This window comes from Parabacteroides distasonis ATCC 8503 (assembly GCF_000012845.1).
In the GTDB taxonomy this organism is placed as follows: domain Bacteria; phylum Bacteroidota; class Bacteroidia; order Bacteroidales; family Tannerellaceae; genus Parabacteroides; species Parabacteroides distasonis.
Window position 1 is genome coordinate 4,468,597 of the sequence record NC_009615.1, and the last position, 14,386, is coordinate 4,482,982.

13 protein-coding genes are annotated in these 14,386 nt (G+C 40.9%); 9 read left to right on the top strand and 4 right to left on the bottom strand.

Annotated features, from left to right (window positions below):
• From BDI_RS18290 to BDI_RS18300, 3 genes are all read right to left on the bottom strand, one after another.
• Positions 1 to 1,095, bottom strand: coding sequence for a metallophosphoesterase (locus BDI_RS18290; protein ID WP_012056123.1), 1,095 nt, complete (start codon positions 1,093 to 1,095; stop codon positions 1 to 3).
• Between the two features lie 288 nt (positions 1,096 to 1,383).
• Positions 1,384 to 2,076: a response regulator transcription factor gene (locus BDI_RS18295; protein WP_005859127.1), complete on the bottom strand. Its 693-nt coding sequence runs from the start codon at positions 2,074 to 2,076 to the stop codon at positions 1,384 to 1,386.
• A 6-nt stretch (positions 2,077 to 2,082) separates the two neighbouring features.
• The gene (locus tag BDI_RS18300) at positions 2,083 to 3,459 is read right to left on the bottom strand and encodes a sensor histidine kinase (protein ID WP_008779301.1); all 1,377 of its coding nucleotides are present in this window, start codon (positions 3,457 to 3,459) and stop codon (positions 2,083 to 2,085) included.
• 160 nt (positions 3,460 to 3,619) lie between these two features.
• Between BDI_RS18300 and BDI_RS21080 the strand changes: the two genes are divergently transcribed.
• The 8 genes from BDI_RS21080 (at position 3,620) to BDI_RS18330 (ending at position 10,898) form a co-directional block, all read left to right on the top strand.
• Positions 3,620 to 3,766, top strand: a complete 147-nt coding sequence (locus BDI_RS21080) for a hypothetical protein (RefSeq protein WP_005859123.1) — start codon at positions 3,620 to 3,622, stop codon at positions 3,764 to 3,766.
• A gap of 63 nt (positions 3,767 to 3,829) precedes the next feature.
• Positions 3,830 to 4,018, top strand: coding sequence for a hypothetical protein (locus BDI_RS20535; protein ID WP_005859121.1), 189 nt, complete (start codon positions 3,830 to 3,832; stop codon positions 4,016 to 4,018).
• Between the two features lie 84 nt (positions 4,019 to 4,102).
• Positions 4,103 to 5,401, top strand: coding sequence for a radical SAM/SPASM domain-containing protein (locus BDI_RS18305; protein WP_012056124.1), 1,299 nt, complete (start codon positions 4,103 to 4,105; stop codon positions 5,399 to 5,401).
• Positions 5,402 to 5,405: 4 nt separating this feature from the next.
• Positions 5,406 to 7,685, top strand: coding sequence for a TonB-dependent receptor (locus BDI_RS18310; protein ID WP_005859118.1), 2,280 nt, complete (start codon positions 5,406 to 5,408; stop codon positions 7,683 to 7,685).
• Positions 7,682 to 9,886, top strand: coding sequence for a peptidase domain-containing ABC transporter (locus BDI_RS18315; RefSeq protein ID WP_012056125.1), 2,205 nt, complete (start codon positions 7,682 to 7,684; stop codon positions 9,884 to 9,886). Before BDI_RS18310 ends, BDI_RS18315 begins: the two co-directional genes overlap by 4 nt.
• Before the next feature lie 4 nt (positions 9,887 to 9,890).
• On the top strand, positions 9,891 to 10,079 hold the full coding sequence (locus BDI_RS18320; protein ID WP_005859114.1) for a hypothetical protein: 189 nt from the start codon (positions 9,891 to 9,893) through the stop codon (positions 10,077 to 10,079).
• 52 nt (positions 10,080 to 10,131) lie between these two features.
• Positions 10,132 to 10,566: a nucleotidyltransferase substrate binding protein gene (locus BDI_RS18325; RefSeq protein WP_012056126.1), complete on the top strand. Its 435-nt coding sequence runs from the start codon at positions 10,132 to 10,134 to the stop codon at positions 10,564 to 10,566.
• A gap of 8 nt (positions 10,567 to 10,574) precedes the next feature.
• Positions 10,575 to 10,898 carry a nucleotidyltransferase domain-containing protein gene (locus BDI_RS18330; RefSeq protein ID WP_005859109.1) on the top strand — a complete coding sequence of 108 codons (324 nt, stop codon included), beginning with the start codon at positions 10,575 to 10,577 and terminating at the stop codon, positions 10,896 to 10,898.
• Between the two features lie 53 nt (positions 10,899 to 10,951).
• Here the strand turns inward: BDI_RS18330 and BDI_RS18335 are convergent, their stop codons facing one another.
• Positions 10,952 to 11,593 (bottom strand): SagB/ThcOx family dehydrogenase, encoded by a 642-nt coding sequence (locus BDI_RS18335; protein ID WP_005859107.1) that lies wholly within the window; start codon positions 11,591 to 11,593, stop codon positions 10,952 to 10,954.
• Positions 11,594 to 11,839: 246 nt separating this feature from the next.
• Here BDI_RS18335 and BDI_RS18340 point away from each other — a divergent pair, with 246 nt between their 5' ends.
• Positions 11,840 to 14,314: an outer membrane beta-barrel family protein gene (locus BDI_RS18340; RefSeq protein WP_008779306.1), complete on the top strand. Its 2,475-nt coding sequence runs from the start codon at positions 11,840 to 11,842 to the stop codon at positions 14,312 to 14,314.
• Positions 14,315 to 14,386: the final 72 nt, after the last annotated feature.

Below are 14,386 nucleotides of genomic sequence, written 5' to 3' on the forward strand. Positions count from 1 at the left end.
TTACTCTTTGAATGTAATATTGAACACCACCATCTCGCTGTCCGTCCCGATACGGAAAGGCGGTCCCCACAAAGATAAGCCGGATGAGACATAAACCGTACTATTTCCGATTTTTTTAATCCCGTAACTTAATTCGAACAGATGATCCACGATCCAGTTCATCGGCCATACTTGTCCTCGATGTGTATGTCCGCTAAACTGTAAGTCTACGCCAGCTTCTTCCGTTTTCTCTAAATCGTAGGGTTGATGGTCTAGTAAGATAACAGGTTTGCTTTTATCAAGGTTCGCAGTAAGCTGACCTAAAGTTTTCCGTCCTTTGTTATGCCGGTCGTCCCGTCCTATGAGTTGGATCTGATTGGGCAAGATAGCCACGGAATCCCTTAAAAGTTCGATGGGTGTCTGCGCTATGAATTTCTCGCTCTCCTCTATGCCACTGATATACTCATGGTTACCCGGTACCATATAAACGCCTAATGGGGCGTAGATCTTGGACAGTTCCTCTTCCATATGCTCGTATCGCAGAGGTGCGACACTGTTGTCTATCAAGTCTCCACCGATAAGAACGATGTCCGGGCGTTGGGCGTTTATCATATCCACATATCCGGCAAGCATTGTCTTGTTGGTAGCGTATCCTAAGTGTATGTCGCTAATGGCTACGACCTTCAGCGGCTGTCCATCGGTATTGGCCGGTTTGTTGATAACCATGTTGATAACTCGTGTATCAGGATGTTGGTAATTATAGTTTCCATATCCTAATAAGCTGAGTGTTAAGAATAAGGATAAATAGAATGAGTATTTGAAACGTAGGTGGAAAAGTCGTAAGATATCAAATACCAACAGAGCTAATACCATGTATAAAGTGAACACGAGCCATCCTGTTCCTACTTGGGAAACTGTTTGAGCGAAAGAAGCCGGCATATCTAGGTTCCTGAATAGAAAACTACTGAAGAATGATAAAACTCCTCCCCAAAAAACAATGGATAACAATACTTTAACTCCGGTAGACTGGCTTTTCAAAGCCTGTTTTCCCTTTAGATAAATATAAATATTCCCTGCAAGATACAGGATTGGAAGTATGATAAAGAACGTCCACATCTCAATTAATTTTCCGCGAAGATAATGAAAACTCTTTAGGTAGCAAACGCTGCACGCTACGTCCCTATAGGATCGATATAAATTCCAAACAATAAGTTTGGTAATGAAAAGAATTATATAATATGCTGATTATTAGTATGTTAAAAACAGGATGATCTTTTACTCAAAACATGTACGTGTTTTAGGGAAAAGTCGTAGGTGTTTTTCAAAAAAGTCGTACGTGTTTTTCCCGAATCATGCGATAGGGAACAAGGGCGTATCTAGAAATCTACAATAAGCCCCCCTTAATTACGATGAGGAGAGTTGGTCTTTTTTTGATAATATATATCCAACTCCTTTTACGGCATCTATTGAAAGTGTGGTATCTTTTTCCAATAATTTGCGCAAACGCGAGATGCTGTTGTTTAGGCTATCATGAACTTCTTGCCCATCCCATATTTCATGAAAAAGCTTTTCTCTGCTTACTGGCTGATTTAATTGCTCGGATAACAGATAGAATAACTTGAAATCTTTAGGACTTAATGTTTTTGACTGTTCTTGTTTATAGAATAATTTATGAGTGGAGAGTTCCAGTTGGTAATCTCCAATAGATATACTATTTGATATCGGACTGCCCTTTTTACAAAACCTTTGGATTAGGAAATCTATTTCTTGTATATCATACGGTTTTTTGGTGTAATGATTAGCTCCGGCTTCATAGCAGCGTGTTATTTCCTCCCCTTCGTTGTGGGAAGAGGCTATCAGTACAGGCAATGAAGGATGCTTTGAACGAATAAAAGGCAAATAATCCAATGCGTTTTGATTGCCAACTTCCAGATCGAGAAGCAGGATATTAGGGCAGTCTTTTTCTATCATGTCTTGAATACCGCTTAACGTGTTGGCGTAGCAAACCTCGTATCCTTTACTTTGCAAGGCCAATACGATGATTAATCCAAGGTTTGGGTCATCTTCAATAAAGATCACTTTCTGTTTATCTTCCATATAGTGTTATGAGTTTTCGGCTGGTAAGTTAATGAAAAATGTTGAACCGACACCCTCCTCACTCTGAAAAGTTAGGGAGCCGCCCATTTCTTTAGCCATTAGCATTACGCTACTCAAACCTAATCCATATCCCGGTTGCGCTGGCTTGTCGGCTTGTTTCACCCGGAAGAATTGTTGTCCGAGTTTTTTCTGGGCTTTCTTGGGGATTCCCCAACCGGTGTCTTTTATGGCTATTCGGTAATGGTTGTTTTTCATAGTCAACGTTACGGTGATTCGTACATCGTCATTCGAATATTTCAATGCGTTCTCTAGCAAATTCCGGAGGCAACGTTCCAAACGAACGGTATCAGCTTCGATCATGTCGGGGAAATCCTCGCTTTTCTCAAGCTTGAACAAGGGGATCTTATTAGGATAGAGCCTTGCTATCGCTTGGTAGGTTTGCTCAATAAATGATTTAATATCTATAGGCGACTTTCGTGTGCTCTCTTTTCCATCCGCTGTTTTCAATAGTGACAGCATGGACTCGATGATCTCTATCAACTGTTTTATCTGAGTTTTTCCGGTATTTAATATGTTCACTTTCATCGGTTCATTCTCTAGGCTAGCGATAAGATCCATAGAGGCATACGCCGTGTTCAGCGGGGATTTCAAGTCGTGGATAGCGCTATGTACGGCTATTTCACGGTCTCGGAGTTGGGCGTGGGCTTTACGTATTGTTCTTAATAAATAATATAGGCAACTCGCCGAGGTAAGGATGATTAGACAAGATACGATAAAAGCCAAGAGCTTTCGTTGGACAATGTCAGAAAGAGGTAATTTAACGAAAGCCTGTACATATTGTAATCCCTGCGTTCCTATCGGGAGCTTTTCTGTTTGGAACTTATAAAATGAAAGGTTGAATTTTTTTCCTACCGTATTTACGGTTTGCCGGGTAGAGTCTGATATTTCTATATAAGATATTGCTTGTAAATTGTGATCAGTTAATGTTTTATTGAATAGGCTGTCTAATACATTTGGTTTTAAGGGTCTATTTGCATTACGTAGACCGTCTTGCATACGTTGCGCTAATAGGTCGGCATAGTTATCTTTTAGATTCCGATTTTTTATTTGTGGCCAGATTATGGTATCCCCTTTTAGCTTGGCTCGTTCCTCTGGTGTCATATCACTAGCTCTTCTTATGATTCTTTTGGGGTTGTTGGGGTCTTTCGGTTTGTTGCTAACCATTCGCTTGGACATTTCTTGCTTGATAGCCTCTTCGAATAGCTCTTCAAGGACTTCTTGCGTTTTATATTTTTCAGCGTTATATATATTGTATAGCCAATATCCTTGGGAGAGTATTAAGACTAGCAACATAATGGCCGCAATATATAAGGAGTGTTTCATGATAGATTCGTTATTTTGGATGTGAAGATAGTGAATAATCTTAAAAAAGATGCGTTTTTCTCGTTTTGTTAGCTTTTTGTTAGATGAAAATTAGGTGTTTGTTAGATAGAGTACGAAATTTTACTTATATTTTTGTAACAGACTAAAAAAGCATATAGACATGGAAATTGGTGATTTGTTGTCGAAGGAAGAACTTTCCGCTATAAAAGGTGGTGAATGGCATTATGATGAAGAGACTGACGAATGGTATTGGATTGAGGATGGACGGAAGGTTCTGTGTCCACAAGAAAATCCTAGACAGTCATAAGTAAAATAGTAAATGAAACGGTCATAGATTATGACCTATTATAAACTATAAATTTTAGATATTATGAATGATTTAATGAATTTGCCTAGCCTTATTTTAGAGAGGCTAGAGGAAAATGAACTTATTTTAGTTCGTGGAGGAGAGGATCCAGATGATAAGGCTCCGAATAATGGGGATGGAAGTTGTTCTGGTACTAACAATGGCTCAGGTAAGTGTGGAGGAGTCAATAATTCTTCAGGGAGGTGTGGCTAATTGATAGTTTTTTTAGTTTGATGCTTTCTTTGTAACAGGGAGAAGGCATCAGCTATTTCTATCGAGAAATTAATGAAAAATGAAATGAAGAAGATATATTATCAGGTTGTAGAGAAAGTTTTGCCACAGGTTTATTTACTTTATAATTCATTTAATAATAAATTTATATTATTAAATAATGTGAGATATGAAAAATATAAAAAAGAAAATATTTTAGAATTAGAGCAATCTGATCCTGTATTATATAAATCTTTGGTGGATAATCAATATATTGTTCCTGATGATTTTGATGAAAGAGAGATTGTCTTGTTTCGGAAAAAAAGGATGCAATTTGATGCCTCTATGTATCAAGTCATGGTGAATACAACATTGGATTGCAATTTAAACTGTTGGTACTTTTACGAGAATAGAATAGCGGGAAGTTTCTTGAAGAGTGAAGTAATAGAAGCTATAAAAAAGAATATAGAACAAGAATATATTAAAACATCTTATAGGATATTAAAATTATCATTCTTTGGGGGAGAGCCTTTTTTGTATTTCAGAGGGATAAAAGAAATTCTGGATTTTGCGAGAAACTTTTGCCAAGTTAATCAATTGGATCTAATTGCTGAATTTACAACAAATGCGATTTTGATAACAGAATCTATTATAGATTATTTAAAAAACTTTGAATGCCAATTCCAAATTACTTTGGATGGTGATAGAATACATCATAATCAAATAAAGAAAGATAAGGATAACCCGAATCAGGATACTTATGAGAAGACATTGAGAACTATTCGGCTTATTAATGATAAAATTCCCAATAGGTGGCTTGCGGTAAGAATAAACTTTGATAATAAGACATTAGAGAAAATAGATGAAATCATTGGTGATTTGGATTTTCTAGATCGTAAGTATTGTTTTGTCATTTTGAAAAAAGTGTGGCAACTAGAAAAAGATAAAGTTAATGTGCCGTTATTACATGCTTCGGTTCAAAAGTTTTTAGATAAGAAATTTTTATTGGATTATTATATTATGCCAAAAGGAGATGTTTGCTTTGCTGAACGGCATAGAGAAGTTTTGTTTAATTATGATGGTAAAGTTTTTAAGTGTTCTACGATTTCTTCTTTTGATGATCAAAATGCGTTAGGAGAATTTGATTTACAATCCGGACAGGTACATTGGAATGAGACAAAAGTTTCTTATTGGTTGAAGGAGATGTTGCCTCAAAATTGTATAGATTGTAAATTACTGCCTGCCTGTTTGGGACCATGTAATAAACAAATAATGTTGCATCCGGGGGAAAATATATGTACATTTGACGCAATCAATATGACTTTGAAAGAATATCTGATGTATCTTTTCAAATGTCAATTATTAAAAGAAGAATTATACGCATAATACCATGAGAACTATCGCTTTCTGGCTTCTGTTCATCTCACAAGGCCTCTTCACATTGTCTGCCCAGTCTTACACCTTCTCAGGAATAATTACAAACGAGAAGCGGAAGATGATGGATGGGGTACAGGTGATATTGAGTGTGGAAGACTCGTTATCGGCCATGGCTTTAACTGATGAAAAAGGTCATTTTCGTATAGATGGATTGAAGGAGGGAGCGTATGAGCTACGTTTGTTTTTCTTGGGGTATAATGCGCAGGAGCAAATATTGCGAGTGGAAAACAGGGATGTTAGAAAAGACTTCTTGCTGACACCTGAGAAAACGGTCGTATTGGACGAAGTAATGGTGACGGGTAATCGGAATGATCAAGTGAATCGGACCGCTACGGGAGAGATCTTTTATCTGTCAGAGAAGGCTAAAAATATGAAAGACCCTTTCCGGGCCCTGCAAGAGATCCCACGCTTGTACTCGGATGTGGCTAACCGGAAGGTGCAGTTGGAGGATGGGGCGCAACCCTTGATATTGATAAACGGGAATCGTTATAACTCGGGAATCGCCACTCTTGATCCGAGAGAGATAGAATCCGTGGAGATAATCGATGTGGTGAAAGCCCGTTACTTAAAGGATGGTTACCAAAAGATATTGAATATAAAATTGAAAAAGAAGACACAACCTTTTATCTTCTTGGAAGGAGCCACGCGGCATGATGTCCCTTTCCGTAAGGGGCTTGGGGTAGGGTATTTTGAGGTTGGAAACTCTCGATACGCACTTTATGGAAGAGCTTCAGTGGACTATTTGTATGATGATCGCTCGGAACAGGAGCAACGGCAGCTAAATACGGGGTATAGTAAATGGACGAAGGGAGAGGAACGTTTGGATGGTACTAGCTATTTAGGTGAGTTGCAATTCCGTTGGATGTGTACAGACAAGGATTATATCGTAGCTCATATGTATGGTAATAAAAAAATCAATAAGAAGAAAGGTTGGGGTGATGGACTTTTAACGGATGGAATACCCCAAGAATTCGATTATTCTTCTTTTAATAAGGATCAATCGTATATTTTTACGGCTAGCTTGTTCCATAAGCATACGTTTGCGAAAAACCATATATTGGAAACGACCCTTGCTTTCAATAAGAATCATAACGAGAATGACGGAAATCGCTCGGAGTCATATCTGGATTGGTCTTATCTGAATACATATTTATATAAGAACGACCGGAATTCCGGTCGTTTTGATGTGGATTATAATGTGGATTTTGCAAATGGAGGTAGCTTGAATGTAGGGAATCAGACTCGTTTTACGAGTGATCGTATACGTCAAGTGAGTATAGGAATGCCTACTTTCCGGCACGAGAAATGGGAAGAGTATTTGTATGCGGACTATAGCCAGTCTATAAAGCGTTTTTCTTATATGCTTTCTGCTGGGCTGGAAGGAATTTGGCTGAAAGCGGGTGAGGCCTCTAATCATTACTTCAAGCCTCGCATTTCTTTAAGCGGTAATTATGATTTTAGCGATCATCTATCTACGAGATTGGGATACACGCTTACCAATACGGCTCCTACCGAGAGCGAATTGAATCCTTATAATATGTCTACGGATTCTTTAGTGAAGACACAAGGAAATCCTTATCTGCTTCCGAGCCAAAATCATAAATTGAACCTATCCTTGACATTTAACACGAAAGGATTTTATTTGACACCGAGCGTCTCTTATCGGATCAGTACGGACTTGGTGGAATCGTATGGATTCAGCGAAGAGGATATTTATATCAGTAGCTATAGGAATAGCGGGAAGTATAAGAATTTACGCATAGGGGGAAGTCTGTCTTATCGGATAGGCAATTTAGGGCGTATAGGTGTCAATGCGTATCATGTCGTGGATTATTATGAGAATGAAGATCCAAGGAAAGGGTTTAGTACCTCTTTGTATTTCAATGCGAATTATAAGAAGTGGTATTTGGGTGCTGATATATTATATAACAATTATACCTATACGCCAATCTCTCGTGTGAAGTATCATAGCCCTTCTTTTTCGATGGTACAGGTCTCTTATAATTTTACGGACTATTTCTATATTTCCGTGGCGATGGAGAATTGTTTGGTTACTTATCGTACCTCGATGGAATTACGTAGTGGTAGCTATGAGAACTACAGCGATCAACGAAAAATCAGTGCCTCTTTTCGGCCTTGGATCTTGCTTCGTTATACATTCCGTAAAAACAAGTCGAAAGCAATGAAAGAACGGAAAAATGTGTATAGTATAGAGGAAGGTATTAAATTATGAGCTTCCCCCATATCAAGCAACCCGACTCCATGGAATGCGGCGCCACCTGCCTCCGCATGATCGCCAAGTTCCATGGCAAGGAGTATTCCGCCGAGACGATGCAAAACCTTTGCGTCGTAACCCGGGAAGGAGTCTCCATGCTGGGTATCGCTGATGCCGCCGAGTATATAGGATTTCGTACGATATGTGGACGAATGACCTTGGGGAAGATGGTGGAGCAACGCCCCTTCCCTTGTATCCTCCATTGGAACCAAGATCATTTTGTCGTATTATATGACGTTAAAAAGAAACAGGATGGGAAATCTGTTTTTTATATAGCTGATCCCGGTAAGAATTTGTTGCGTATCGATGAGGAAGAGTTTCGTAATGCGTGGATCAGTACCCGTTCGAGAGGGGAGGAGAAAGGCATATTAATGGCCTTGCAGCCGACCCCCGCTTTTTATAAGCGGAAAGATGAACGCCATACGGGAAGAGATCCCTTTCATTTCCTTTGGGGGTATATGAAACCTTATAAACGTTTCTTTATCCAGTTGTTGCTGGGGCTTGCGCTGGGAAGCGTATTGCAATTAATCTTTCCGTTTCTTACCCAAGCGATCGTGGATAAAGGTATCGCTACTAAGAATCTGAATCTGATCTATCTGATCTTGGCGGGACAATTGATGCTGGTCTTGAGCCGTGCCTCGGTGGACTTTATCCGTCGCTGGATATTACTGCATATAAGTGCGAGGGTGAATATATCATTGTTATCCGATTTCTTGATCAAACTGATGCGATTACCCATGTCGTTTTTCGATACGAAAATGACGGGCGATCTCTTGCAACGCATCCATGATCATGAGCGTGTGGAACGTTTCTTGACGGCGCAGACATTGACGGTGCTTTTCTCCGCTTTCAGCTTCGTGGTGTTCGGTGGGGTATTACTTTATTATAATCGATTGATATTCTTTATTTTCGTACTAGGTAGCGCTTTATATGCCGTATGGGTGACATTCTTCCTTAAAAAACGTCGTTTGCTGGACTATACTTATTTTGAGCAACGGGCCCGTAATCAATCGAAAACCATGCAGTTATTGAATGGTATGCAAGAGATCAAGCTTCAGCATTGTGAGCGACGTCGGCGTTGGGAGTGGGAGGATATACAAGCGGACTTGTTCCGGACAAACATCGAATCGATGCGGCTGCAACAGAGTCAGGAGGCCGGCAGTATCTTGATTAATGAGGTAAAGAATATCGTGATTACGGTGATTGCCGCTACGGCTGTGATCGGGGGTAGCCTGTCGTTGGGTATGATGTTGGCTATACAGTATATTATCGGGCAGTTGAACGCTCCGGTGGAACAGTTCGTGCAGTTTCTTTATAGTTGGCAAGACGTGAAGATTAGTCTGGAACGGATGAGCGAGATCCATGATCGGGAAGAAGAGGAGACGCCGGAACGTATGATAACCGGTTTTAACGGAAGCGATAGGGACATTGAGATTCGTAACGTGACGTTTCAATATGAGGGCATCCATTCGCCGAAAGTCTTGGAGCGGATAAACCTTAAAATACCTCGAGGCAAGATTACGGCGATCGTAGGAACGAGTGGTAGCGGGAAAACAACCTTGATCAAGTTATTATTGGGCTACTATAATCCGGTAGAAGGTGATATCCGGGTGGGTGGAAATGATTTGCGATCTTTCAGCCTTTTATGGTGGCGTGACCAATGTGGTGCGGTGATGCAAGACGGTTATCTGTTCTCTGAATCGATCGCACGCAATATTGCCGTGGATGACGGTGAGATTGATAAATCTCGCTTATTATTGGCAGCTCGTATCGCCAATATAGAGGAATTTATCGAGCGCTTACCCTTAAAATATAATACGGTGATAGGTCCGGATGGTCAAGGCGTAAGCCAAGGCCAGCGTCAACGGATCTTGATCGCCCGGGCGGTTTATAAGGACCCTTCTTATCTCTTTTTCGATGAGGCGACGAATTCGTTGGATGCCAACAATGAACGTGCCATAGTGGAGAATCTGACGGACTTTTACCGGGGTAAGACGGTAATAATCGTCGCCCATCGATTAAGTACCGTACGCAATGCCGATCAAATAGTCGTTCTTGACAAAGGCCGTATCGTAGAGGTAGGCACCCACGACGTGCTGATCGATCGCAAAGGCGCTTATTATAATTTAGTGAAGAATCAATTAGAGTTGGGGAATTAAAGATATGTCGACATACAATGAGATGAAGAAAAAAGCAGAATCGGATCAAAACCGTATCGAGTTGCGTAGCGAGAAAGTCCGCAACATGATTGGCGAGATGCCTTCCTTCCTGATTCGTTGGGGGAATACGATCTTGGTGGTTATATTCGTGCTGCTGGCTTTGATTGCTTGGTTTGCATTTTTCAAGAAATGAATGTAGGAATATCTTCTGTTTTTCTTATCTTCGTATCCTAAAGTTTACATATATGGCACAAGATATACGTTGGTTACAGCGATTTCCTAATTATTGTAAGGCTTTGGCTAAATTGGGTCAAGCGGTGGACATTGTATCTTGGCGGTTGGAATTAGCGGACGAGATTGATGAACTTTTGCAAGAAGGATTAATCCAGCGTTTTGAATATACCCGTGAATTAGTCTGGAAGGTGATGAAAGATTATGCGGAATATCAAGGTTATACGGATATTCGAGGTTCACGTGATGCTATACGTAAGGCTTTACAAATAGGGCTTATAGAAGATAAACGATGGATGGAGACAATTGAGGATCGTAATTTGACTTCTCATAATTATGATGACGATGTGGCTTCTGAAATTTATGAGAATATCGTACTGGTTTATTATCCACTATTTTGCCGGTTTGAAGAGAGGATGTTATGTATATCGGAAAATGAGACTAGATGAAGCTGTAAATGAAATATGGATTGAGTGACATAGAATTGAATAAGTTGCGTGAGTTTTACGCTCGATACGAGGATATTGAGGAAGTAATACTTTACGGTTCGCGAGCTAAGGGAAACCATAAACCTTTTTCGGACGTGGATATATCTTTGGTGGGGGCAAACTTGACACGTAGTCGGTTAAATCAGATTGCGTTTGCGATTGATGATTTATTATTACCTTATCAGTTTGATCTCTCTATTTTTCATAAATTGACGAATATGGAATTGGTTGATCATATTCGGAGAGTCGGAATATCTATTTTTTGTAAAGATTGTTCTCAGCCTCCTGCGTGAGCGGTCTTGTAAGCCCACAAGATGATTCTCGGGGGCTTACGTGAGTGCTGACGTTATTTCGCGTATCCTACCGGATGATTGATCATCGGGATTTGGGAGTCGGATAGCTTCAACACTTTTTTCAAAGCATCAGCCTCCATGCTGCCGCGGGGAACCGTTACCAAGCCACATCCAGAGCAGAACAAGGCGATATTCTGAGAGACCAGCCCGGCATCTAAGGCTCCAAAGCGCTCACGTAATTGTGGTGTACCTACATTGCCGAATTTGGAAACATCAGAAACCATCAATAGACAAGCGGGAGCTGAGTTCACGGAGGTTTGCTTTCCTCCGATCAGTGGACGGTGATCGCCTTCCGCTACCGGGTTCAGTTGATGGGCTTTCGGATCATACAGATAAGCGCCCTCTTCCATCAATACGTAGACATCCACATCTTGCTTATTCAAGGCAGAAGCGGCGGTACGTTTCCCATCCTCCCGGTTGATACCGATAGCGGCCCACATCAAATCGGAAAGATCTTGTAGGCTGAGTTTCTTGTTGGCAAACTCGCGCTCGGAGTGACGGTCTGCCAAGGCTTTCATTACCGAAGCGCCCCGGGTCTTGTCGGGAGCATTCAACTTAATGGCTTTTAAACTCTGGGCTTGCAGACTCGTCAAACCCAACATCAAAGTGGCTAATACACAAAAGATAGTTCTCATGACATTGTATTTTAAAGAATTACGAATGCAAAAATAACAATATATTCGTTTTCTCAAAGATTCCTAGGATTATTGTGCAACCTATTTTACTTGATGTCCGTCTATTATGAAAAAATACTCTTTTTTCAGACTTCTTTAGAAGAAAAAGGAAATATGAACATTATTAATGACTTTATTTGTACGATGAAATCGTAAATAGTGTAATTTGCAGTAAAATGTATTATTTTTATAGTGATAGATGAACGTATGAAAGAGAAATTGTTTGCCTTATTTTGGGTACTGTTCTTTGCGCTTCCTCTGTATGCGCAAGCGGACAAGACAGGTTCCTATTCAATTAAGGGACAGGTGTTAGACTCGCTGAGTAACGAGTCCGTACCCTATGCGACGTTGAGAATTGCTTTAGCGAAGACCCCCGATAAGCCGGTCAAGCTTTTAGCGTGTGATGTGGATGGTAAGTTTCAGGCACCATTGAGTAGCGCCGGTAAATACATCATCTCTATGCAATCGATAGGAAAAGCTCCTGCCGAGAAAACATTTACGATCTCGGATAAACAGAGGAACTTGGATTTGGGTAAGTTGTATATGCAGGAGGATAACCAGCGGCTGGGGGAAGTGACGGTTACGGCACAGAAACCTTTGGTGAAGGCTGAGATCGATAAACTTACCTATAGCTTGGAAGATGATCCGGAGGCACAGACAAACAATACATTGGAAATGCTGCGCAAGGTACCGATGGTAACCGTGGACGGAGATGACCAAATCCAATTGAAAGGCTCCACGAACTTTAAGATCTACATGAATGGCAAGCCTTCTAACCTGTTGAGTAACAATCCAGCTGAGGTATTGAAGAGTATGCCGGCCAATTCCGTGAAAAACATAGAGGTGATTACAGACCCGGGCGCTAAATATGACGCTGAGGGTATCGGTGGTATTATTAATATCATTACGACGAAAAACGCTCTACAAGGATATACTGGTACGGTTCGTGTGAACGGTAGTTCGTTGGGGCGTGTAGGCGGTGGCGGCTATATATCCCTTAAAGCAGGTAAGTTCGGGTTGACAGCGAATTATAATTACAATTATAATAGGGAGCCTTGGAATGAGTCTACCTCGATACGTGAGGATTTGGAAAATGACGAGCAACATTTCTTGACGCAAAATGGACGTAGGAAGAATAACGGACCCTTCCAGTTTGGTTCGCTGGAAGGTAGTTATGAGATCGACTCCTTGAACTTGCTGACCGTAGGGGCGAACTTATTCCATGGTAAGATGACGAACCGTTCGGAATACACGGTGAATATGCAGGATATCAATCGTAATCCGGTATACGATTATAATCGTAATTCCGACGCTACGGAAACGTTTGGTTCTACGGACGTGAGCGTGGATTACCAACACTCTACCCATAAAAAAGATGAGTTGCTGACGATCTCCTACCGTTTCAGCCATTCTCCCAATGATAACAAGGATTATACGGAATTAAAGAATGTCGTGAATTACAATCCTTGGCTCGGCTATCCGCAAAATAATATCAACAAGGCTTCTACGAACGAGCACACCGGGCAGGTGGATTATACGACCCCTACGTGGAAGGATCAGACCTTGGAGGTTGGCGCAAAATATATATTCCGCCAGAGCCGGAGTAATACGGATCGTACCGCTTTCAACGATTCGTTGAATATATGGGAGGACATAACTTCTAAAGATAGCCATTTCCGTCATACCCAACATATCTATTCCGCTTATCTGGGCTATTCGATGAAGTTTGATAAGTTTGGCGTGAAGGCGGGGGTACGTGCGGAAGGAACCGCTTTGGACGTGAAATATGAGATGGCTCCCGATATGAACTTTGATACCCATTATTTCGACGTGGTGCCAAACGCTACGGTCTCTTATCAATTGAGTATGGCGCAACAGCTTCGCTTGGGGTATAATATGCGTATCCAGCGTCCGGGTATCTGGTATTTGAATCCTTATGTAAACAATGCGGACCCACAGAACATATCCTTCGGTAACCCGAATCTGGACTCGGAGAAAAGTAATAATATAAACTTGAACTATAGTATGTTCGCCCAGAAATTCAGCATTAACGCGAGCGCTACTTATACGTTCGTCAATAATTCGATCGAGCAATATACCTTTATCGATCCGGAGAATCCGGGTGTTTTCCAAACCACCTACGGTAATATCGGAAAGAAACAATCTACCGGCTTATTCGTATACGCAAATTGGAATCCGGTTCCTTTGTTCCGTATCTATATGAATGGTGGAATGGATTATACGGATTTGAAGAGCGAAAAGAATGATATGGCGAATAGTGGATTCAGCGGACGTATTTTCGCCGGTACGCAGTTTAATTTCCCGTTGGATTTCCGTGTGAACATACAGGGAGGATATTTCTCTCCTTGGATCCAGTTACAGGGGAAAGGCTCTCCATTCTATTTCACGGGAATCTCCGTGAACAAGGATTTCTTGAAGAAAAAGCTATCTGTCCAGTTGTCTTTCCAAAACCCCTTCTGGAAGCGAATGAAGATGGAAAATACTACTTCCGATGATACCTTCTTCCGTCGTGAGATCAATTACCGTACGATGAGAATGTTAATGGTTAGTGTATCTTATCGTTTTGGCACCTTGAAAGATGCCATCAAGAAAGTAAAAAGAGGTATCAGCAACGATGATATGAAGAGCGGCGGTTCCGGCGGCGGCGAGCAACAGATGTAAGAAATATAGCTTTGAACATGGAGCACACGCTCCGTGTGTTCCGTGTTCAATATAATAATTAAACCTTTTCTT

Coding starts and splice junctions, on each gene's coding strand:
- BDI_RS18335 (WP_005859107.1), bottom strand. CDS start 11,593: ATGAGAACTATCTTTTGTGTATTAGCCACTTTGATGTTGGGTTTGACG.
- BDI_RS18330 (WP_005859109.1), top strand. CDS start 10,575: ATGAAATATGGATTGAGTGACATAGAATTGAATAAGTTGCGTGAGTTT.
- BDI_RS18320 (WP_005859114.1), top strand. CDS start 9,891: ATGTCGACATACAATGAGATGAAGAAAAAAGCAGAATCGGATCAAAAC.
- BDI_RS18295 (WP_005859127.1), bottom strand. CDS start 2,076: ATGGAAGATAAACAGAAAGTGATCTTTATTGAAGATGACCCAAACCTT.
- BDI_RS18300 (WP_008779301.1), bottom strand. CDS start 3,459: ATGAAACACTCCTTATATATTGCGGCCATTATGTTGCTAGTCTTAATA.
- BDI_RS18310 (WP_005859118.1), top strand. CDS start 5,406: ATGAGAACTATCGCTTTCTGGCTTCTGTTCATCTCACAAGGCCTCTTC.
- BDI_RS20535 (WP_005859121.1), top strand. CDS start 3,830: ATGAATGATTTAATGAATTTGCCTAGCCTTATTTTAGAGAGGCTAGAG.
- BDI_RS18340 (WP_008779306.1), top strand. CDS start 11,840: ATGAAAGAGAAATTGTTTGCCTTATTTTGGGTACTGTTCTTTGCGCTT.
- BDI_RS18290 (WP_012056123.1), bottom strand. CDS start 1,095: ATGTGGACGTTCTTTATCATACTTCCAATCCTGTATCTTGCAGGGAAT.
- BDI_RS21080 (WP_005859123.1), top strand. CDS start 3,620: ATGGAAATTGGTGATTTGTTGTCGAAGGAAGAACTTTCCGCTATAAAA.
- BDI_RS18315 (WP_012056125.1), top strand. CDS start 7,682: ATGAGCTTCCCCCATATCAAGCAACCCGACTCCATGGAATGCGGCGCC.
- BDI_RS18325 (WP_012056126.1), top strand. CDS start 10,132: ATGGCACAAGATATACGTTGGTTACAGCGATTTCCTAATTATTGTAAG.
- BDI_RS18305 (WP_012056124.1), top strand. CDS start 4,103: ATGAAGAAGATATATTATCAGGTTGTAGAGAAAGTTTTGCCACAGGTT.